We start from the raw sequence: 20,366 nt of genomic DNA, 5'->3' as shown, positions 1-20,366 counted from the left end.
GGGCGGTGCCCGGCCCATCCTGTTGCGCCAGGCAAACGGTCAAGACCATTGGCCTGGCGCAACAGCTGCTGGCGAAGCGGCCTGGCAATCTATCGATCGTGCAGGTGCTTTTTCAGGAAGAGGCGAGTCCGTTCCTGCACCGGGTTCTGCAGGATCTCCCGGGGTGTTCCCTGCTCGACCACCACGCCACCGTCCATGAAGATGATCCGGTCGGCGACCTCGCCGGCAAAGCGCATTTCATGGGTGACGATCAGCATGGTCATGTGTTCGGCGGCGAGCTGCTTCATCACCTGGTTGACCTCTTCGACCAGCTCCGGGTCCAGGGCCGAGGTCGCTTCGTCAAACAGCATCACCTTGGGGCGCATGGCCAGCGCCCTGGCGATGGCCACTCGTTGTTTCTGCCCACCGGACAAGCGAGAAGGGTACTCGTCGAGCTTGTTGCCCAGGCCGACTTTTTCCAGGTATTCCATGGCCAGTTCGCGAGCCGATTGCCGGGTGAACCCCTTGAGCTTGATCGGGCCGATGGCGATGTTTTCATGGACGGTCAGGTGCGGGAACAGGTTGAAGTGCTGGAACACCATGCCCATCTGCTGGCGCACGCTATTGATGTGCTGTTCGAAGGCCCGGCCTTTCAAGGGTCGGTTGACCTGTTCGCCTTCGAGCCAGATCTGGCCGTCGTCAAGCACCTCAAGGTGATTGATCGAGCGTAGCAGGGTGCTCTTGCCCGAGCCGCTGGGGCCGATGATGGCGATGATCTGCCCGCGCGCGACGGACAGGTCGATGCCCTTGAGGACTTCCAGTGCCCCATAGGCCTTGCGCGCACCCTTGACTTGGATCATGAGCTTTTCTGTGGTCATCGAGACATCTCTACCCGGGTTTCAAGAAGGTGCAGGCCGGCTTCCAGAACAAGATTGACGGCGTAATAGATCACCGCGACGGCCAGATAGAATTCGAACGGACTGTAGGTTTCGCTCACCGCGCGCTGGGCGCTGTAGACCAGCTCGGCGATACCGATGATGGAGACCAGGGAGGTGTCCTTGAGCAGCACGATCAGGTTGTTGCCAAGAGGAGCAATGGTGCTGCGCAAGGCTTGCGGAACGATGATGTAGCGCTGGGTCTGGCTGCGGCTCAGGCCGATGGAGCGCGCGCCTTCGACCTGGCCCGGATCCACCGACAGTACGCCGGCCCGGATCACGTCGGCGTTGTAGACAGCGAAGTGCAGGCTCAGGCCGATGATCCCGGCCATCAATGCCGGGATGTCGATCCCCACTTGCACCAGGCCGTAGTAGATGAGGTACAGCTGCAGCAGCAGCGGGGTGCCCATGAGCAGCCAGGTCATGAAGCGTATGGGCAGCGACACCAGCCTTGGGGTGTAGAGCACGATCAGGGCGAAGGCGATTCCCGCCAGCAGGCTCAAGGCGCTGGAGCTCAGGAACAGGACGACGGTCCACCACAGTCCGGTCGCCAGCAGTTCGGAATAAGGTGTCACGATACTCAGGTCGAGGCTTGGCATTGGAGGGTCTCACTTGGCCGCGAAGCGCTGATCGAGGTGGTCGACCAGCAGCCTCACCGCATAGACCATCACGATGTAAAGCACCGCCGATACCATGAAGATCTCGAAGGGTTTATAGGTCGAGCTGATGAACCGCTGCGCGGTATAGGACAGCTCGACCACGGAGATCGTCGACACCAGTGCCGAGCCCTTGATCAATGCCACGGCATTCACGCCCAGGGGCCTGATCATCAGCTTTGCCGTTTGCGGCAGGGTGATCAGCCAGAGGGTCTGGCCCTTGCTGAAACCAATGGAGCGAGCCGCTTCCTCCTGGCCGGGATCGACGTTGGCAATAGCGCCTCGAATGGATTCGGCCATGTAGGCCGCGATGTTCAGGCCCAGGCCGAGGACCCCGGCCGAGAACGGCTCCAGCTCCAGGCCGATTTGCGGGCCGCCAAAATAGATGAGGAACAGCTGCACCAGGCAGGGCGTGCCGCGAAACACGCTGATGTAGAGCCTGGCCAGGCAGCGCAGGATGAAGCTGCTGCACAGGCGCGCCGCCACCAGGACGATGGAAACCAGCAAGCCGAGCACCAGTGCCAGCAGCGACACTTGCACCGTGATCCACGCTGCCTCCAGGAAGAACGGCAGCGTGCGTTGGATGAGAGTCAGGTCCATGGGAAGGCTCGGAAAAATCAGGTGGACGGGCTCGACGCCGGGTCGAGCCAGGCGACGAGGGTGTCAGCGAATATCCTTGCCGATCCACTGCATCGAGATCTTTTCGTAGCTGCCGTCGGCGAGCATGTTGTCCAGTGCCTTTTGCAGCGCAGCCTTGAGTTCGGGGTTGTTCTTGCGCAGCGCGATGCCCATGCCTTCGAGGCCGCCATCGCTGTCCGGGGGCGTGATGATGCGCACTTTCTGCCCGGTTTCCTTGACGGCCACCAGCACCGGGACGCTGTCCATCACGATCGCGTCGATCCGCCCGGCCTCCAGGTCGACCAGCATCTCGGGAAGGCCCTTGTAGGTCTTCACCTTCAGGTTGCCGCGGGCCCTGGCCCATTTGTCGTGGGCATCGCCCAGGGTCACGCCGACCGTTACATCCTTGAGCTGGTCCAGGCTGTGGATCGCCGAGTCATCCTTGACCACTATCGTGCGCCCGGCGTGGTAGTAGGGGCCGGCGAAGTCCACGGCCCTCAGGCGCTCCGGGGTAATGGTCATGGAGGCGATGATGGCGTCGTATTTCTTGGCCAGCAGCCCGGCGATGATCCCGTCGAACGGCGTGGTGATGATGGTCACTTTCACCCCCAGCCGCTCAGCCAGGGCCTCGCTGATGGAGGCGTCGAAGCCGACGATCTGGTTCTGCTCGTTGGCGAAGCTGAAGGGGGAATACTGGCCGCTCATGGCGATGCGGATTTCCCTGGCTTGCTGGATCGTCTGCAGGTCATCGGCCTGGGCGGCAGTGGGACAGAGCAGCGCTGTGGCTGCCACGGTGGATGCGAACAACAGACCCTTGAGCGTTCTGGCTAGCATTGGATGGCACCTTTGAAGAATTTTTATTTGTTTTATCGGGCTCTTCACCCAGGCCTCGCAAAAAGCTTTGCACAGGCCACCCTGGAAAGCACCAGGCAAGGTGTTCACTTGCCGGGCACATTGCCGGAATTGGCCGGCACTATGCCGGCGTCGCGTGCGGACCGCGCCGGCCCATGAGTGCAGTTTCTGCCGTGCCGTTGCTGGCGGCTTATTGCAGCGCCGCCCGGAAGCTGTCGTCCAGGACCTCCAGCAGGAAGTCGGCGTTCTTCTGGCTGAAGATCATCGACGGGCGCATTTTCAGCACGTTGTCGTAGGGGCCTTCGGTGCCGATCAGGATGCCGCGCTCCCGGGCGCCATCGGCGACCTTCCGGGCCAGCTCGGTGGCGGGGAACTTGCTCTTGCGATCGGTCACCAGTTCGATCCCCAGGAACAGCCCCAGCCCGCGCACATCGCCAATGGCCTCGTAGCGTTGTTGCAGCCGGCCAAAGCCTGCGAGCAGGTAATTGCCGATGGTCAGGGCGTTGAGCTTCAGGTTGTCGCGCTCGATCACCTCCAGCACGCTGAGCCCCACGGCGCACGAGACCGGGCTGCCGGCGAAGGTGTTGAAGTACTCCATGCCGTTGTCGAAGCTGTCGGCCAGCTCCCGCGTGGTGACCACCGCCGACAGCGGATGGCCGTTGCCGATGGGCTTGCCCATGGACACCGCATCGGGCACCACCCCCTGGGTCTCGAAGGCCCACCAGTGGCTGCCCACTCGGCCAAAACCGACCTGGACTTCGTCGGCCAGGCACAGGCCGCCTGCGGCGCGAACCATGGCATAGACCTCCCGCAAGTAGTTTTCCGGGAAGAACAGCTGCCCGGCGACACTGGGAATGGACTCCGCGAGAAAGAACGCCGGCGCGCGCCCCTGCTTGCGCATGCTCTGGATCTGGTCGGCCACGCTCTGTGCGAAGCGCTGGCCCAGTTCCTCGAACGGCCAGTCGTCGGCGGCGCGGTAGGCATCCGGGACGCTGGCCTCGAACACGTGTGCTGCGCGGCCCTTGCCGGCCTTGCGCTTGTACTTGTAGGGGCTGAGGTCGATCAGCTCCTGGGTCGTCCCGTGGTAGGCCCAGTCCAGCACGATGGCTTCGTCGCGCCCGGTGTGATTGCGCGCCATGCGCAGCATCAGGCTGTTGGCCTCGCTGCCCGAGCAACCGAAGGAGGCGACCGTCAGCCCTTCGGGCAAAGTGGCGGTGAGCCGCTCTGCATACTCCACGATAGTGTCGTGCAGGTAGCGGGTGTTGGTGTTCAGCCGCGCTGCCTGGCGCGCCATTGCTTGCACCACGTCCGGGTGGCTGTGGCCCAGGTGGCAGACGTTGTTGAAGCAGTCCAGGTAGGCCCGGCCGAAGTTATCGATCAGCCAGACTCCGTCGCCACGCACGAACTTGATCGGGTCCGTATAGGAAATCGACAGGTTGGGCAGCAGTAGCTCCTTGCGCCGGGCCACGATCTGGGCCTTGCTCCGGCCTTCCTGGCTGTAGGTTTCCGCGGGGATGCCGGCCAGCTCCGAGGCGTCGGGGAACAGGTCGGCCCACACATCCAGGTAGGCCCGCTCGCCAACGCCGATGAACTCGCTGGCTTGCAGCTGGGTGTCGGTGGACATCTGCAGGTGCAGGTGGGGCAGCCAGCCGCCGTTTTCCGTGTCCGCGCCCATGTAGCCCAGCAGTGCGCCGGCTTCCAGGTGATCGCCGGGCTTCAGGCGCTCCAGGGCTTCGTGGGCCAGGTGGCCCCACAGGGTCAGGAAGGGCGGGCAGCCCTGCGGCGCGTGCTCGAGCATGATCAAGCCGCCATAGCCAAGGGGTTCGGATTCGACCTCGACGCTGCGCACCACGCCGGCCACCGGGGTGTACAGCGGGGTACCTGCGGGCATGATCAGGTCCACGCCGAGGTGGATGATCCGGCGTTGCCCTTCGATGAAGCGCGAGACGAATGCCACGTCGGTGTAGATGGTCCGTTCTTCGCCCCAGGGGCCGATGCCGAGGGGGACTTTGTGCCGGGCAGAGAAATCGTTCCACCACTGGGTCGCCTCCGCCGGACGTTGGGCGGCCGAGGCGATCGTCATCGCATGGGAGGCGTCCGCGAACGGCACTATGACCTTGTTCAGGGTCGCTGCCGCTGGCCGTACGATATCCGCGAACGACTTGCGGTTGTCCATGACCCAGCGGCGCACCTCGCCGGCGCCCTCCATGGCGTCATGGCCACAAGCCTTGCGCAGGATCGCCGTCGCCAGTCGCGGGTGCATGCGATCCAGCCTTTCCAGCAGGCGCCAGGCCGGGGCTTCGCTGATCGCCAGGTAGGGGTTGTCCTGGGCCTGCTCTTGCCGCGATGCCGACAAGGTGACGCTGATGACCAGGCGCATGGCGATCAGGTTGAACAGCACATCCAGCTCTTGCGGTTGCAGGGGGAAGCGCTCGTGGAAGCCGGCAGTGAGGGCCGCGGCCGCGCCGATAGGGTCTTCCATGTCGAGGATGGCGTAGGCGCAGGCGATGGCGACTTCGGCGATGAGCACCGTATGCAGCGCATCGCCAAAGTCGATGATGCCCGCGACCTGCTGGTGGTTCTGTGGGTCGACGAGGATGTTCCAGTCGTTGCCGTCGTTGTGGATGACCTGGGTGCGCAAGCGTGCGAGCTTCGGCTGCACCGTGCTTTGGAAAGCATCGATGAAGCGCTCGAGGATGGCTCTTTTGCCGGGGTCCTTGACGAAGTGCAGGCGTGACCTGGAGCGTGCGGCATGGCGCAGGTCCCAGTCCAGATCACGGACTGCGCCCGGATGCATGAAGCCTTGCAGTGCGCGATCCAGGTTGCCGAACGCCTGGCCCAGGCTGCGCATCAGCCCGGGCGTGCGCTTGACCTCGGCCAGGGGTGTGCCGTGCAGCCAGCTGACCAGGCGGACCGCATGGGTCTCGCCGGAAGGGGCCAGCGCAGAGGCGAGGAAGTCGCCTGCAAGGCTGGTCTTGAGCTGGGGTACGGCAAGTTCGGGATCACTGTTGGCGAGGTGGTCGAGGATGGCGGTCTGCAGCTCGCTTTCGGTGCGCGGCTCGCTGGAATTGACCACTTTCAGGATCCATCCCGCGTCGGTGCCCGTCTGCAAGCGGAAGTTGCAGTCACGTTCGCTAGCCAGGGGCGTGGCCGTGCCGGTGACATTGAACAACTGCTCGGCCAGCTTTTCGACGGTGCTGCTGGAGAACTGCGGGGCGGGGTGGCGAAGGTCGGTCATGGCGGCGGTTTTCCAAGCTGTTTTTTTCAGTTAGCTTGGCATGCGCGGCCTGGGCGGGCAGTAGGTATGCGGTCGGCCCTGGCCGGCATATTGTCGGAATCGACCGGCACAAAATCGGTAGCGGACTTGAGGAGTTGCAATGCGCGACCTCGATGCAAAAGATCGCGAAATACTCGAAATCCTGTCCAAGGAGGCGCGGATTGCCTTGAAGGCCCTGGCCGCGCGAATCGGCCTTTCAAGAAGTGCGACCAGCGAGCGGGTCATCAACCTGGAGCGCAGTGGCGTGATCAGGGGCTACCGGGCCGATATCGGCGAAATCGATGCCCATGTGATTCGCGCCATCTTGCTGGTGAGCCTCAAGCGCACGCCAGCCATGGGTTTGCTCGACGTCCTGGCGCAGCACTCGCAGGTGCGCCGGGTCTCCTCGGTCAGTGGCCAGCTCGACCTGGTGATCGAGATCGAGGCGCGAACCATCGATGACCTGAACCGGGTCCGGGATGCCGTCGCTACTCACGAATCGGTCGAGGACATCACCACGGCGGTGGTGCTGCGCCGTGATATCGATCGGCAGCCAACCTGACTCACTGCAGGGCAAGACTGGTGGGTGGGCGGACCATGCCTTACCAGTCTCCGAGCATATTTTAAGGTGCTTCTGTGGTCTGACATCAGTTGCAGATCCATGAGCCATAGGCCGCTGCCGACAAGGCGTCCAGGAGATTTCGAGCTATACAATTTCGATTTTCGTACATTAAAATGATAATCGTTATCATTGGTGCGGATATCTCATGCGTGACAACAGCATTGCCTCGCCCGTTGCTCAGTTGTATGTGAACCATCATGGCTGGCTGCGCGGCTGGTTGCATCGGCGCCTGGGCCACAGTGCCGATGCCGAGGACCTGGCCCATGACACCTTCATCCGCGTACTGCGTTCCCAGGATGATGTGCGTGAGTTGCGCCAGCCCATGGCATTCCTCGCCACCATCGCCAACGGTTTGTTGATCAACCGCTGGCGGCGCCAGGCGATCGAACGGGCTTACCTGGAGGCCCTGGCGGCACGGCCGTTGCTCGAGGAACCATCGGCGGAAGAGCGCTACTTGATGATCGAAACCCTGCTGGAACTGGATTCGCTGCTGGTGGGTTTGTCGGTACAGGTACGGCGGATCTTCTTCTTGTCCCAGCTCGATGGCTTGACCTACCCGCAGATCGCCATGCAGTTGAACCTGAGCGTGGCCCAGGTGCAGCGGGCCATGGGCAAGGCCTTCAGTGTCTGTTACGCGAGCCGTTTCGAATGAGTGGCATGGTGCTCGATCCACGGGTGCGCGACAGCGCCATCGACTGGCTGGTGCGTTCGCAATCCGGGCTGATGGGGCCCCGCGAGTGGCAGGCCCTGGAGCATTGGCGGCAAGCCAGTGCCGAGCATGAGCGGGCCTGGCAGCGGGTCAGCAGTTTGCCGCTGCTGTTGCAGCCGGGAGCCGGGCTGTTGGCCGACGCCACCGCGCGCCAGGCCCTGGAGGCCGCAGGAGTCGATCCGCGGCGCCGCCGGCAGTTGCTCAAGTGCCTGCTGGCTTTCGGGGTGTTGGGGGGATTGTCCTGGAAGGGCGCGGATTCGACCCTGGTGCGTTCGGCCCTGGCCAGCTATCGCACCGGCGTCGGCGAGCGTCGGCATTGGATCCTGGCCGATGGCAGCTCCCTGTGGCTGAACACTGCCAGCGCGGCAAACCTGGAGTTCAATGCGCAACGGCGCAGTCTGCAGTTGGTCGAGGGAGAGCTGGCGCTGGACCTGCATGGCCCGTCCCCGGCCTTGCAAATGCTGACCCCCGATGCACTGCTGTACGGCCATGGCGCTCATTTGCTGGTGCGCCATGACCACCTGGGCACCCTGGTGACGGTGTTGCGCGGGCAGGTGCAGGTCAATGCTCGGCAGAGCGCAGGTTCCTTGAGCCTGGCGGCCGGCTGGCGGGCCCGGGTCGACAGCCGTGGGGTCGGTGCGCCAAGCCCTGTCGATACCTTCCTGGCCCAGGCCTGGCTGCGCGGCATCCTGCCTGCCGAACGCATGCGCCTGGACCGTCTGCTGATGGAGCTTGCGCGGTACCGCCCGGGCATTCTGCGCTGCAGCGAGACGGTGGCGGCCCTGCGGGTGACCGGCAGTTTCCAGCTGGACGATACCGATGCGGCCCTGACGCTGCTGGCCCGCACGCTGCCGGTGCGCATCGAGCGGCGGACCCGTTACTGGGTGACCTTGGTGCCCGCTTGAAAATATTTTTCTTCTCCTGCGCAGTTTTTGCCGGGCTGGTTGGGCCTCCAGGTATTACCCACCGGGACAGGTGGGTGCCAACCCCCTAGGAGTCTTGCATGACATGCCCCGCCCGTGCCTTGCGCACCCGCACCTTTGCCTTGCTTTTTCTCAGCTTGCAGCCACTGGGCAGCGAGCTGGCGTTCGCTGTCGGCGAGCGCCAGTACCAGATCGATGCCGGTCCGCTGGACCAGGTCCTGGCGCGCTTCGGAGCGCAAGCGGGGATCGGCCTGGCAGGCAATGCCTTGCTCACCGCCGGCAAGAGTAGTCGGGGCCTGCAAGGTGAGTTTACGACCGAGAACGGCTTGAGCCAGCTGTTGGACGGTACCGGCCTGGGTTATCAACGCCAGCCCGATGGTGCTTATGCCTTGCGTCTGCGCCAAGAGTCGGTGGCCTTGCCGGTGCAGAAGGTCAAGGGCGAGAACCCCGACCAGGAAGAGGTATATCGGGCACCGCGTTCGTCGGTGTACATCTCCAGTGAAGACATGCAGCGCTTCGGCGTGGTTTCGGTGGGCGACATGCTTAAAGGCCAGCCGGGTGTACAAGTGGGTGACAGCCGCAATGGCGGTGGCCTGGACGTGAACATCCGCGGTATCCAGGGCCAGAGCCGGGTGGCGGTGACAGTGGATGGTTCGCAGCAGGCGCTGGATGTCTATCGCGGCTACGCCGGCACCCAGCAGCGCAGCTACATCGATCCAGACCTGATCAGCGACATTGCCATCGACAAGGGCCCGAGCCTGACCTCCAGCGCCATCGGCGGTACGGTGAAGATGCGCACCATCGGCGTCGACGACATCTTGCGTGAGGGTAAGGATGTCGGCCTGCGCTTGAAGGGCGACCTGTGGAACAACGGCGTTGCGCCAGCCTCGCGCGATGGTCATTCCAAGACCCAGGACCTGTACTCCGAGCCGCACCAGAGCCGGGGCGGCTTGTTCGGTTCCGAGGCGGAGGCAGGCAGTGCCGCGTTCGCCTATCGTCATGACCTGTTCGATGTGGTGGCCGCCTATGCCAAGCGCAACCAGGGCAACTATTTTGCCGGCAAGAAGGGCCAGGAGCGTTATCGCGTATACGACCGCGACGGCGATGAAGAGAGCAGCGTGGCCAAGACCTACAACGCCGGCGAGGAGGTGCTCAACTCCTCATCGCGGACCGAGTCGTACCTGCTAAAGACCACTCTGCGTCCGGCGGACGGTCATACCTTCGAGCTGGGCTACCGTCGTTATGACGGGCGTATTGGCGAAATCATGCCCTCGGACATCTTTCGTTTCGGCACCGGTGGTATCTACCAATACCCGCTGGGTCACACGAAGATCGATAGCTATACCGCACGGTACAACTACCTGCCTGATAACAACCCCCTGGTGGACCTGACTGCCGGCCTGTGGATGACCGACGCACAGACCAGCCAGCTGACCTCGGTGGCGGCCCCGGCGTCCCAGGCCTATCGGTCGGACCGCAGCTGGAGTCGCCAGGCCAACCAACGCGTTGGCGGCGATCTGAGCAACAGTTCGCGCTTCAAGACCGCCTACGGTGACTTGAAACTGGACCTGGGCGGTTCGTTCCAGGTCGAAGACCTGAAACCGCAGAAAGGCGTGGTCACCACCCAGGACGATATCAACGCCAATCGCATGTTGCGCGAAGGTTCACGGCAAGAGTTCAGCCTCAATGGCAAGCTGGAGTACAAGCCAGTGGAAAGTCTGGCCCTGTGGGGCGGCGGACGCTACACCTACTACCGCACCAAGGATGAGATTCCCCGGGCCAGCGCCCGTCGCGAGGAGCGCGAGCACAAGTATGTGACGGTCACCAAGCCCGGCAGCTATGGCTACCTGATGTGGTTCCCCGATCAGAACGGCCAGTACACCGATGCCACCGATCCACGGTTGAACAACGGCACGGTGTTCACCAATACCAACTATCCGTTCGAGGGCACGCCCTATAACCAATACGGTGCGACTGAAACAGAAGTCGGCGACTCTCAAGTAGGCCGGGTGGTCACCGGCTATGACTACTCCGGTAAGGATCGCAATAGCGGCAGCGCCTTCGCCCCGGCCTTCGGGGTGAACCTGGAGGTGGCGCCCGATACCTTCATCTATGCCTCGTACACCCAGGGCATGCGCATGCCTTCGTTGTTCGAGACCAGTCAGGGAGTGTTGCAGACCATGCCGGGCAAGAATCTCAAGCCCGAACGTTCGAGCAACTGGGAAATCGGCGCCAGCACCCTGCAGAAGGACTTGCTGGTGGACGGTGACTCGGCGGCGTTCAAGCTTGCCTACTTCAACAACACCATCAAGAACTACATCACTCGCTACTACGACCCAAGCCCGGGCCTGTGGGGGCTGATGCGCTTCAGCAACACCGACAGCTTCAAGACCAGCGGCCTGGAGTTGCAAACCCGCTATGACGCTGGCCGGGTCTTCGCCGATCTGTCGTCCACCTATTACCTGAAGACCGAAACCTGCGACTCGCAATTCGCCGCCACGTTGCGTGCCACCGCCAACCCCTACCAGAAAACCGCTGACACCCCGAACTGTACCCCGGGCAGCTTCATGGGTTCCTACACCAATACCCAGAATCCGCCACGGTTCGCCGGCAACCTGACCACCGGCTTGCGTTTCTTCGATCAGAGTCTGACCCTCGGCACCCGCATCACCTATACCTCGGGCCCTACTGTTACCGCTGACAAGCCCTGGCAGACCGGTGCGACCACTCCACAGTTGAACTATCGCGAAGTAGCCCTGGTGGATTTGTTCCTCAACTATCAGTTGCAGGATCACACCAGCTTCAACGTTTCGTTGCAGAACCTCACCGATCGCTACTACCTCGACCCGCTGGCGCAAAGCTTCATGCCCGCGCCGGGCCGTACCCTGCGGATGGGCATGCAAACGAAGTTCTGAAGGCCGGCAACGCTCTCCTGTGATCGGCGCGGGTCACAAGATTCACCAGCGGATCCTGGATGTAGAGATGGGCCAGCAGGGCCGGGCCCCATGGTGGGCCTGGCGACCTGCGCAGCCCTCGTCTTGCCGGACTTGTGGTCATCGGCCTGACGACGAGGAAGCACGCTAGCGAGAGGGGCCGGGAGGTCGAGCCTGCTCGTGTGGCTTGCGTCCCCGTCCGGCTTGGTATGACGCGCAGGGTAGGGCGGTCCCCTCGCACAGGGCAGGTATTTCTTCGTGGCGTTCAGTGCATGGAGCTTTCAGCGCACTGAACAGGCTCGTGTTGTTGATCCTAAACAAGGGAGACGTTGGCGATGCGTACAGATACTCAACCAGGAGGTTGCGTGGTGTTCCGTGATGACTTCGGGAACGGCGAGATCAGCGTGGGCAGGCCCAACACCAATGCTGGCGGGCGGGCCTGGAGCTCCATGCTCCTTGACTCCCCAGGCCAGAGCAGTGTGGCGCTGGTCGCCGATCCAGCAGGTGCGGAGCAGTTCGTGGCGCGCTTCGTGGTGCCGGACGATGGCCGGTCGTTTGGTACCGAGATCCAGCACAAACTGTTTCAGTGGGGGCGCTATCGCTATGCCGTCTCGCACTACATCCCCTCCACCTGGCCCAGGTTCAGACAAGACGCAATCATCACGCGATGGCTGGGGCACGCTCTGGTGGGCTCCGACGGAAAACCCAGGAACCTGCATCCGCCAATCGCCTTGGCGGTGCATGGCTTGCAACCGCATTGGCAGTTGCACCTATACAAGATGCTCGACAAGGACCCACGTAGAAACCCGTTGGAGATTCATCCCATCAGGGTTCCCCTGATCTACGACCGCTGGAATGACTGGGTCTTCGATATCACCTGGTCGCGGCGCGATGAGCAGGGCGAAACGATCACGCCAGGGCTGATCGTGCTGACCCTCAATGGTGAAAGGGTGCTGCGCATCGAAGGTGACAACAACTATCACCAGGAGTGGCCGCCTTGCTTTCAAATGGGGATCTACAAGCCAAGTTGGAGAGAGGCGGAGCGCATCAGCCCGGCCCGCGGCAATCCACTGGTGGTGTTCCAGAAAAACCTGGTGGTGACCAGGTTGAACGTACCCCCTCATTGGGTTGCGGCCCTTCTGCTGGGGTAGTCAAGGGCAGCTGCAGGGCTGGTCAACATTCAAGGCATTTGCAGGGCTGGCGCCTGGTTTCGCGTTCACAGGCTGTGCGCAACAGGAGCCGGTTGCGCACATGATCCCCGTGCTCGTCCTGTTGAGCATCGTGCCGAATGGATGTTGGACATCGCGGGAGGCATCGCCTGATGCCTTCCTTGAAGCTTCTGCCCAGCGAGTGCAGTCAATGGCAGTAGAACCTGCGCATCATCGAACGCATGCCTTGCAGCTATATTCGCGATCCGAACAAGGTTGGACGTTGCAGATCGCCGGCGTTGGTGTTTACTCCGCGGTCAAAGCGCAGGACTCCGTTGTCCATTCGACAGGTGATCCGGTCAGTGAACGCGGTCTCGACAAAACGCCAGTCCATGCATAGCTCACCTTCGGGAGTCCAGCAGGCCTGGGCAATGACTGGGGTGTGCTCAGCTTGGTACTGGTGGTGCAGGTAGTGGCCAGTGATGCTGGTTATCGACTCGATGGGTCGTTGCAAGCCTGCGCGCACGTGATGCGTGCCCCGGTGATCCACCAAGGTGAAGTCGCAGTGATCGCCTTGGAATTCAAAAGCCAGTTCACTCACGTGATCGGTGTTTGCCTCCATGACGAATCGGCCTTGTAGCGCGGAGCTGGCGGGCGAATCCTTCAAGCCTTGCAAGGTGGGCAGGCGCAGGCTCGCGATCAGGGCATCCAGTTGGGCCTGGCTGGCTTGGGGAGTGCTGGCCCTACGCCCCAACGCCGGAAACAGATGTTCCCACAGGGCTTGGTGCAGGCGTTTTTCTCCCAGGCGCAGGCCACAGGTGAAGACGATCACCGTGTCCTGATCCGGCAGCACAATGCATTGCTGGCCGAACACTCCGGACGCGTAGTAGCCACCGTGTTCGGTCGTCCACCATTGGTAGCCATAGCCCTCTCGCTGGGCTTCGTTGTTCTTGCTCTTGTCGCGCGGCAGGTATTGCTTGCCGTCGAACTCGCCCATCCATACATCCTGAACCTGGTTGCGTGTCGCTGCGGCAACCCACTGCGCAGACAACAACTGGCGCCCCTGCCACTGACCGAGATTCAGATGCAGTACACCGAACTTCAACGAGTCCTCGCTGGTGCAACTCAGTCCATTGCCGCCGGAGTTGATGCCGCCGGGAGCGAAGTCCCAGTCCAGGTTGTGCAAACCGAGATAGTCAAATACCCGTTCCTGCAAGAAGGCATGCATGGTTTGGCCGGTGACTTTGCTGACTATGGCCGACAGCATGAAGCTCGAGGCGCTGCTATAGATGAATGAATGCCCTGGCGGCTCATCCACCGGTTCATTGAGGAAGGCTTCAACCCAGCTGGTTTGCAAGTTGCGCCAGTCCCCGCCGGAGATTCCGCGCTTGTGCCCGGTACGCATGGTCAGCAGATCTTCCACTGTCATCGCAGCCAGGTTGGCGCTGATGGGCTGGGGACACAACTCGGAGAAGAAACTGACCACCTTGGTGTCCAGGGCAAGGCGGCCATCATCGATCAACAATCCGATGGCTGTCGCGGTCCAGCTCTTGGTGGCCGAATGCTGTGCGTGCATCCGGTGCGCCGAATAGGGGTGCCAGAACGCCTCGGCCACCACCGCGCCGCGGTGATAGAGCATGAAACTATGCAGTTCAAGGCCGTCACGCGTAACGGATTGAAGAAAGTCGACAATGCCGGCCGGATCGACTCCAGATTCATCCGGCAGGGCCCTGGGTAATGGGACGTATGTCATGGTGACTCCTTGTTAATGTTTTTGTTGATTGAATAGTGCATGTATCTGCTGGTTTTTCATGGCTTCGGTGTATTTACGAGTTCTATAGTTTTTTCTCCCCGGGTATTCTTTGCGCTCCCCTTTCAATGGAGCGATCTAGTGCCATGTCCCAACTCACTTCTTTGCAGACCAAGGTTGCGAGTCAGATCCTGTCAGCCATCGCCTGTGGGGAGTTGCAGCCAGGAATGCATCTCAAAGAAGTGGAGCTGGCCCAGCGCCTGGGGGTATCGCGTTCGCCGATCCGCTCCGCGTTGGCCTACCTGGCCGAACAAAAGGCCATAGAACCGCTGCCACAACAGGGTTTTCGCGTACCGCTGCAAACTGCGCGCGACTTGGCTGAACAGTTCAATGAACTGCGCAATGAAGAAGAACAGTTGTACGTTCGGCTGATCGACGACCGCCTGAACCAGGTGGTGTCCGACCAGGTTTCCGAAAGCGACCTGTTGCGTCGCTATGGCGTTAGTAAAAGTGTGTTGCGTCGTTGCCTGTTGCGGCTGTCCGATGAGGGGGTGATGCAACGCAAACACGGACATGGCTGGCAGTTCCTGCCAACTCTGAACAGTCCCAAGAACCGTTTCGAGAGTTATCGTTTTCGCATGTTGCTGGAGCCTGCCGGCCTGTTGGAGCCGACCTTCAAGATGAGCCCCGAGCAGTTCCGCCGTTGTCGTGAACGCCAAGTGGAATTGATGGAAGGCAAAATCGATGGCCAAAGGTTCATCGAGTACAACGCTGAGTTCCATGAACTGTTGGCGGCAGCTTCCGGCAATAGCTACATCCTGCAGGCGGTTCAACAACAGAACCGTCTGAGGAGACTTACCGAGTTCCATACCGTAAACAACGTCGAGCGGGTTAGAGTCTCCTGCTGTGAACATCTGGCGATCCTGGATGCTTTGGAGCAGGGCGATAACGAGTGGGCCTCGACTTTGTTGCACCGACACCTGGATGTAGCCAGCAAGTTGAACTATGTGCATGGCAAGAAGTGATACGGCGCCATGGTGGATTTGCTCTGGCAGCAGGCTGGTCGTTGGCGCGAATCCTCTTGGCCCGAGGGGGTCTCCATACCCCTGGCAGCAATGGCAGGCAGGGCTGCCATCGATGTCGGTCAGCTTCTTGAGCCCAGCCATTACCAAAGCGCTACCGTGTAGCCAACAATCAGCCTGTTTTCATTCATGTCTCGAAAGTAGTTGGCTTTGCTCAGGGCGTTCCGCAAGCGTAGCGACAGCCCTTTGAGCGTTCCTGACTGGAACACGTAGCCAAGATCGACATCTCGCTCCCACTCACGCCCCTCTCCGGCAAAACCCTTGATTTCTGCCTGGTCTCCTTTCGCCCATCGGGCCGAGAATGTCAGCCCTTGTATCCCCAGCGCGGAAAAATCAAAGTCATAGCGTGCATGCCAGACTCGTTCGCCGGTCTGCGAGAAGTTGCTCAACTGATATTCGGAAAATAGAAAGGTGTTGCTTCCGTTGATGTAGGTGAACGGAGTGCTCCCATATTGCTTCTGATACCCCGCGCCAAAGCTGTGCCCCTTGTAGGTAAAGGCTGCGCGAGTACTCAGGGCACGGTTATCGACGTTTCCTGCCAGGCCTGCGCCTGACTTGTCGGCCGCGAAGTAGCGAATGTCGGTCTTGAACAGCGCATCGCCCACGGGAAAACTGTTTTTCAAACCGATGAAGTGCTGTTCGTAGATGTCTTCCAACTGTGCAAAGTGATACCCAATGCTCATGTTCGGGGTCAGCTTGTAATCGCCGCCGGCAAAGCGAAAACGATCGCTCCGGGCTGTGCTTTTATAAGCGCCGTTCTGGCTAGTCAGGGCCATGTCTTCGTAGTCAGTGGATTCGCGTTGTTTGGTCTGGTCGAGTTGGCCACCGATCAAGGCCAAACCTTTGATGTCTGCCGAAGTAACTTGAGTGCCGCGAAAAGTCTGCGGAAATAACCGACTTGCGTTCGGCTGCAAGGTAGGAAGTTCGGGTAGCAGATGGCCAATGCGCAGTTCAGTATCGGCAAAGCGCAGCTTGCCCGTTACACCGAACTTGGAATATTCATTGTGGGCACGCCTGGAGTAACTTGGCTGGTTTGACGAGGCGTCGTTATCCCGAGATAGCAGGCCCGAGCCGGACCGGTCCGGGCTGGAGTCGAGCTTCAAGCCGAGCATGCCAACTACATCGAGACCCAGGCCCACGGTGCCTTCGGTAAACCCTGATTTGACATCGAGGATGAATCCCTGGGCCCATTCTTCGCGCTTGGATTGGCCCGCACTTTCACGGAAGTCCCTGTTGAAGTAGTAGTTCTTTAGTTCTAAATCCGCCTTGCTGTCTTTTATGAAGTCCGCATGGGCGGATATGCCCAGCATGCTGCCGCTCATCAAACCAAAGCCTTTCAAGATCAGCTTGAAATAATTGTTATTCATGTTATTGGCTCTGACACTGTTAATGGCTGAATAGGTTTTATTGTTTTTCCGGCATGACTTCCCCTGTTGCGCAGACTTTGGATCTGCGCATCAAGTTGAATCAGGGAATCAAAGACCCGGTCTTATGCGATAACCGCCGCCCGGCAACTTTTCCAGGGGACTGGCAGCCGCTAGCAGCTTTCGGGTGTAGGGGTGGCGTGGATCATCGAAAATCTGCTCGCGCGTACCGACTTCCACCACATTGCCCTGGGACATCACTGCCACCCGGTGCGCAATACGCTCCACTGCTGCCAAATCATGGGAGATGAACAGGCAGGCGAAACCGTATTGCGCTTGCAGGCGTTCGAATAGTTCCAGGATCTGTTTCTGGATAGTCATGTCCAGGGCGGATATAGGTTCATCAGCGATCACCAATTGTGGATGGCGTACCAGGGCGCGACCGATTGCCACTCGCTGGCGCTGGCCGCCGGACAACTGGTGGGGGAATCGATCGACAAACTGTTCCGCCAGGCCGATGTCCTTGAGAGTCTGGGTTACCCGTTCGCGGCATTGAGCGGCATTCAGTCCGGGCTCGTGGCGTAGTGGTTCTGCCAGGATTTCCCCGATCTTCATTCGCGGATTCAAGGACGAATATGGGTCTTGAAAGATCATCTGGCATTGCAGGCGATGGGTGCGGTTGGCGGCCTTGAGGATGTCCACTCCCTTGAAGCGGATCGTCCCGGCATAGGGCTTGATCAGTCCTACCAGCGAGCGGCCCAGGGTGGTTTTACCGGATCCGCTACCACCCACCAGCGCCAGGGTTTCGCCGGGGGCAATCACCAGGCTGGCAGAATGCACTACAGGGTTTTGCTGGCGCTTGCGCCAAAAGGAATTGGGCACCGCATGCTCGATGCTTACCTGATCGACTTCCACCAACGGTGCGTTGCCTGGCGGTAATGCGGGGAGTGGGCCGCGCTGCGGCAAGGCCTCCAGTAGCTGGTGGGTGTACTCGGCCTTGGGGGCGAGCAGGATATCCTCGATGCTGCCTTGCTCCACCGCTTTGCCGTGGCGCATGACCACGACTTTGTGCGCATAGCGCGCCACCAGGGACAGGTCATGGCTGATGAACAGGATCGCGGTTCCTTGCTCGCGTGTCAGTTCAAGCATCAGCTCGAGCACGTCCAGCTGGGCCAGGCAGTCCAGGGCGGTGGTCGGTTCGTCGGCGATCAGCAACGCCGGACGCAACAGCATTACCGAGGCGAGCATGATCCGCTGGCGCATGCCACCCGAGAACTGGTGCGGATAGGATTCCAGGCAGCGCTCGGCAGACTTGATGCCAATACGGCGCAGCATGGTCAGGCAACGTTCGCGGATTTGCGTTGCGTCCAGGTCGGTATGCAACTTGAGCGCTTCACTCATTTGCTGCCCGATCTTCAAGGCCGGGTTGAGGGATACCATCGGCTCCTGGAATACCATGCCGATGCTTGCGCCGCGAATGGCCCGCAACTCCTCGGTACTGACGTTGACCAGGTCACGCCCCTGAAAATCCATGCGCCCGCCGCACACCTGCATCGGCGCCGGCAACAAACCGATGGCGGCGCGAGCGGCCATGGTCTTGCCGCTACCGGATTCGCCCACCAGGGCGACGATTTCACCCGGCGCGATGCTGAAGCTCAGGTCATCCACCGCCAGCGCACCGTACTCACCCACACGAATCTGCAGATGTTCCACGTTCAACAAAACAGGATTGCAAGACATGTTCATTTCCTCATCCGGGGGTCGAGGTGATCACGCAGCGCATCGCCAAACAGGTTGATCGCCAGTAACGTGAGGCAGATAAACAATCCGGGGAAGATGCCCAGCCATGGTGCCGAGGCCATGTAGGGGCGACTGCTGGCCAGCATGTTGCCCCAGGTCGCCTCGGGCGGTGGTACGCCCAGGCCGAGGAAGCTCAGTGAGCTTTCAGAGAGCAACGCCCAACCGAACATGCTGGTGGCCAGCACGCACAATGGCGCCAGGCAGTTCGGTGCAATGTGCCTGAGCATCGTGTACAGCTCGGAATTGCCGATCACTCGTGAGGCTTCGATGTATTCCAGCTCGCGCAAGGACAGCACCGTGCCGCGTACCACCCGCACCACCGAGGGGGTGTAGGCGATGCCCAAGGCCATGACGATGCCGTACTTGCTGGCGCCGATGATGGCCATGATGCCCAGGGCCATGAGGATGCCCGGAAACGCCAGCAGTGCATCGTTGAACATCATCAGTATCCGATCGGTCCAGCCGCGCAGATAACCGGCGGCCATGCCAATCATGGTCCCCATCAGTACCGCGACGCTGACCGTCAACAAGCTGACCCAGAGGCTCGTCCGGGCCCCGATCAACAAGCGGCTGAATGCATCCCGGCCAAATTCGTCGGTGCCAAGCCAGTGAGTGGCTGTAGGCTCCTGGAGGCGTACTGCCAGGTTGATTTTCAACGGATCGAATGGCGACCACAGCAATCCCAGCAGCGCCAGAGCAACCAGCGTCAGCAAGAGTCCCCCGCCAATCAGCGCGTTGGCTGGTAACCAGGCGCGCCGGCGCTTGGCGGGTGGGGGCATGGCGATACTCGGGTTCATAGCTTCACCCTTGGGTCGAACAGTGGATAGAGCAGGTCGACGCACAGGTTGACCAGCACGTAGATGAAGGTGATCAGCAGCAAGCAGCCCTGCAGCACCGGGTAGTCACGAGCGAAGATCGCATCCACCATCAAGCGTCCGATGCCCGGCAGGGTGAACACGGTTTCCAGCACCGCGATACCTCCCAGCAGGTTGCCGAGGATCAACCCCACCAAGGTCCAGGTAGGGGCGAATGCGTTGGGCAAGGCGTGCTTCCAGAGCACGCTGCGTTCCGACAAGCCCTTGGCTCGTGCATGGGCGATGTATTCCAGGCGCAGTACTTCGATGGTGCTGGCTCGGGCCATGCGCGTAATCGCGCCGACCTCGACCAGGGTCAGGGTCACCACAGGTAGCACGATGTAGCTGATGGCTTGCCAGGGCGCCTGGGCGAAACTGACGTAGCCCACAACCGGCAACCAGCCCAGCTCGATGCCGAAGGCATGCAGTAAAAGCAATCCGAGCCAGAAACTGGGGATCGAAAGCAGCAAGGTGGCAACGGATATCAAACCCAGGTCGAGCGCGGTGTTCTGCTTCCAGGCTGCAATCACGCCAACCGGTACTGCAATCAGCGTGGCCAACAACACCGCCACGATCACGATGGTCGCGCTGACACTGAAGCGATCAAGAATCAGGGGCAGTACAGCTTCCTTGGTGCTGATGGAAAAGCCGAGATCAAGGTTCAGCACGGCCTTGAACCAGATCAAGAACTGCGTTGCCAGCGAGTGGTCAAGGCCCAGGGTACGCCGCATGTCCGCCAGGCTCTGGGGGTCGGCCATATCGCCCAGCATCAGCAGCGCCGGGTCCCCCGGAATCAGGCGGATCAACGAGAACACCATCACCGAGATCAGCAATAGGGTAGGGATCGCCATCCCGAGTTTATGCAGGATAAAACGCAACATGATC

General features: G+C 61.1%; 16 protein-coding genes. 6 read left to right on the top strand and 10 right to left on the bottom strand.

Annotation, left to right across the window (positions count from 1 at the left end):
- Nucleotides 1-89: 89 nt before the first annotated feature.
- From GDH07_RS16630 to GDH07_RS16610, 5 genes are all read right to left on the bottom strand, one after another.
- Nucleotides 90-839, bottom strand: a complete 750-nt coding sequence (locus tag GDH07_RS16630) for an amino acid ABC transporter ATP-binding protein (RefSeq protein ID WP_178124072.1) — start codon at nt 837-839, stop codon at nt 90-92.
- A gap of 14 nt (nt 840-853) precedes the next feature.
- Nucleotides 854-1,513, bottom strand: a complete 660-nt coding sequence (locus GDH07_RS16625; protein WP_022643710.1) for an amino acid ABC transporter permease — start codon at nt 1,511-1,513, stop codon at nt 854-856.
- 9 nt (nt 1,514-1,522) lie between these two features.
- Nucleotides 1,523-2,170 carry an amino acid ABC transporter permease gene (locus tag GDH07_RS16620; RefSeq protein ID WP_152898233.1) on the bottom strand — a complete coding sequence of 216 codons (648 nt, stop codon included), beginning with the start codon at nt 2,168-2,170 and terminating at the stop codon, nt 1,523-1,525.
- Nucleotides 2,171-2,233: 63 nt separating this feature from the next.
- Nucleotides 2,234-3,022, bottom strand: a complete 789-nt coding sequence (locus tag GDH07_RS16615) for an ABC transporter substrate-binding protein (RefSeq protein WP_152898232.1) — start codon at nt 3,020-3,022, stop codon at nt 2,234-2,236.
- A 208-nt stretch (nt 3,023-3,230) separates the two neighbouring features.
- Nucleotides 3,231-6,278, bottom strand: coding sequence for an aminotransferase class III-fold pyridoxal phosphate-dependent enzyme (locus GDH07_RS16610; RefSeq protein WP_152898231.1), 3,048 nt, complete (start codon nt 6,276-6,278; stop codon nt 3,231-3,233).
- Nucleotides 6,279-6,417: 139 nt separating this feature from the next.
- Here GDH07_RS16610 and GDH07_RS16605 point away from each other — a divergent pair, with 139 nt between their 5' ends.
- The 5 genes from GDH07_RS16605 to GDH07_RS16585 all read left to right on the top strand — a co-directional run bounded on the left by GDH07_RS16605 (nt 6,418) and on the right by GDH07_RS16585 (nt 12,634).
- Nucleotides 6,418-6,858, top strand: coding sequence for an Lrp/AsnC family transcriptional regulator (locus tag GDH07_RS16605; protein WP_022643714.1), 441 nt, complete (start codon nt 6,418-6,420; stop codon nt 6,856-6,858).
- Nucleotides 6,859-7,063: 205 nt separating this feature from the next.
- Nucleotides 7,064-7,570 carry a sigma-70 family RNA polymerase sigma factor gene (locus tag GDH07_RS16600; protein WP_152898230.1) on the top strand — a complete coding sequence of 169 codons (507 nt, stop codon included), beginning with the start codon at nt 7,064-7,066 and terminating at the stop codon, nt 7,568-7,570.
- Nucleotides 7,567-8,532 (top strand): DUF4880 domain-containing protein, encoded by a 966-nt coding sequence (locus tag GDH07_RS16595; protein ID WP_152898229.1) that lies wholly within the window; start codon nt 7,567-7,569, stop codon nt 8,530-8,532. Before GDH07_RS16600 ends, GDH07_RS16595 begins: the two co-directional genes overlap by 4 nt.
- A gap of 98 nt (nt 8,533-8,630) precedes the next feature.
- Nucleotides 8,631-11,465 carry a TonB-dependent receptor gene (locus GDH07_RS16590; RefSeq protein WP_152898228.1) on the top strand — a complete coding sequence of 945 codons (2,835 nt, stop codon included), beginning with the start codon at nt 8,631-8,633 and terminating at the stop codon, nt 11,463-11,465.
- A 353-nt stretch (nt 11,466-11,818) separates the two neighbouring features.
- Nucleotides 11,819-12,634, top strand: a complete 816-nt coding sequence (locus GDH07_RS16585) for a heparin lyase I family protein (RefSeq protein WP_152898227.1) — start codon at nt 11,819-11,821, stop codon at nt 12,632-12,634.
- 250 nt (nt 12,635-12,884) lie between these two features.
- On the opposite strand, the gene GDH07_RS16580 is transcribed toward GDH07_RS16585, so the two are convergent.
- The gene (locus tag GDH07_RS16580; RefSeq protein WP_152898226.1) at nt 12,885-14,384 is read right to left on the bottom strand and encodes a serine hydrolase domain-containing protein; all 1,500 of its coding nucleotides are present in this window, start codon (nt 14,382-14,384) and stop codon (nt 12,885-12,887) included.
- A gap of 143 nt (nt 14,385-14,527) precedes the next feature.
- Between GDH07_RS16580 and GDH07_RS16575 the strand changes: the two genes are divergently transcribed.
- The gene (locus GDH07_RS16575; protein ID WP_152898225.1) at nt 14,528-15,406 is read left to right on the top strand and encodes a GntR family transcriptional regulator; all 879 of its coding nucleotides are present in this window, start codon (nt 14,528-14,530) and stop codon (nt 15,404-15,406) included.
- A 140-nt stretch (nt 15,407-15,546) separates the two neighbouring features.
- Here the strand turns inward: GDH07_RS16575 and GDH07_RS16570 are convergent, their stop codons facing one another.
- The 4 genes from GDH07_RS16570 to GDH07_RS16555 form a co-directional block, all read right to left on the bottom strand.
- Complete coding sequence (locus tag GDH07_RS16570; protein ID WP_152898224.1) at nt 15,547-16,830, bottom strand: OprD family porin; 1,284 nt, start codon at nt 16,828-16,830, stop codon at nt 15,547-15,549.
- A gap of 108 nt (nt 16,831-16,938) precedes the next feature.
- Nucleotides 16,939-18,567 carry a dipeptide ABC transporter ATP-binding protein gene (locus GDH07_RS16565; protein ID WP_152898223.1) on the bottom strand — a complete coding sequence of 543 codons (1,629 nt, stop codon included), beginning with the start codon at nt 18,565-18,567 and terminating at the stop codon, nt 16,939-16,941.
- Nucleotides 18,568-18,569: 2 nt separating this feature from the next.
- Nucleotides 18,570-19,424: an ABC transporter permease gene (locus GDH07_RS16560; RefSeq protein ID WP_152898222.1), complete on the bottom strand. Its 855-nt coding sequence runs from the start codon at nt 19,422-19,424 to the stop codon at nt 18,570-18,572.
- A complete protein-coding gene (locus tag GDH07_RS16555) occupies nt 19,421-20,362 on the bottom strand; it encodes an ABC transporter permease (RefSeq protein WP_152898221.1) in 942 nt (313 codons plus the stop codon). The genes GDH07_RS16560 and GDH07_RS16555 overlap by 4 nt, the downstream gene beginning before the upstream one ends.
- Nucleotides 20,363-20,366: the final 4 nt, after the last annotated feature.

The organism is Pseudomonas piscis (assembly GCF_009380155.1).
GTDB classification, from domain to species: domain Bacteria; phylum Pseudomonadota; class Gammaproteobacteria; order Pseudomonadales; family Pseudomonadaceae; genus Aquipseudomonas; species Aquipseudomonas piscis.
This window is presented reverse-complemented; position numbering and strand designations above follow the sequence as displayed.

Bases quoted from the DNA above. Each gene is read 5' to 3' on its own strand.
- GDH07_RS16630 (WP_178124072.1), bottom strand. From the start codon at position 839: ATGATCCAAGTCAAGGGTGCGCGCAAGGCCTATGGGGCACTGGAAGTC.
- GDH07_RS16625 (WP_022643710.1), bottom strand. From the start codon at position 1,513: ATGCCAAGCCTCGACCTGAGTATCGTGACACCTTATTCCGAACTGCTG.
- GDH07_RS16620 (WP_152898233.1), bottom strand. From the start codon at position 2,170: ATGGACCTGACTCTCATCCAACGCACGCTGCCGTTCTTCCTGGAGGCA.
- GDH07_RS16615 (WP_152898232.1), bottom strand. From the start codon at position 3,022: ATGCTAGCCAGAACGCTCAAGGGTCTGTTGTTCGCATCCACCGTGGCA.
- GDH07_RS16610 (WP_152898231.1), bottom strand. From the start codon at position 6,278: ATGACCGACCTTCGCCACCCCGCCCCGCAGTTCTCCAGCAGCACCGTC.
- GDH07_RS16605 (WP_022643714.1), top strand. From the start codon at position 6,418: ATGCGCGACCTCGATGCAAAAGATCGCGAAATACTCGAAATCCTGTCC.
- GDH07_RS16600 (WP_152898230.1), top strand. From the start codon at position 7,064: ATGCGTGACAACAGCATTGCCTCGCCCGTTGCTCAGTTGTATGTGAAC.
- GDH07_RS16595 (WP_152898229.1), top strand. From the start codon at position 7,567: ATGAGTGGCATGGTGCTCGATCCACGGGTGCGCGACAGCGCCATCGAC.
- GDH07_RS16590 (WP_152898228.1), top strand. From the start codon at position 8,631: ATGACATGCCCCGCCCGTGCCTTGCGCACCCGCACCTTTGCCTTGCTT.
- GDH07_RS16585 (WP_152898227.1), top strand. From the start codon at position 11,819: ATGCGTACAGATACTCAACCAGGAGGTTGCGTGGTGTTCCGTGATGAC.
- GDH07_RS16580 (WP_152898226.1), bottom strand. From the start codon at position 14,384: ATGACATACGTCCCATTACCCAGGGCCCTGCCGGATGAATCTGGAGTC.
- GDH07_RS16575 (WP_152898225.1), top strand. From the start codon at position 14,528: ATGTCCCAACTCACTTCTTTGCAGACCAAGGTTGCGAGTCAGATCCTG.
- GDH07_RS16570 (WP_152898224.1), bottom strand. From the start codon at position 16,830: ATGAATAACAATTATTTCAAGCTGATCTTGAAAGGCTTTGGTTTGATG.
- GDH07_RS16565 (WP_152898223.1), bottom strand. From the start codon at position 18,567: ATGTCTTGCAATCCTGTTTTGTTGAACGTGGAACATCTGCAGATTCGT.
- GDH07_RS16560 (WP_152898222.1), bottom strand. From the start codon at position 19,424: ATGAACCCGAGTATCGCCATGCCCCCACCCGCCAAGCGCCGGCGCGCC.
- GDH07_RS16555 (WP_152898221.1), bottom strand. From the start codon at position 20,362: ATGTTGCGTTTTATCCTGCATAAACTCGGGATGGCGATCCCTACCCTA.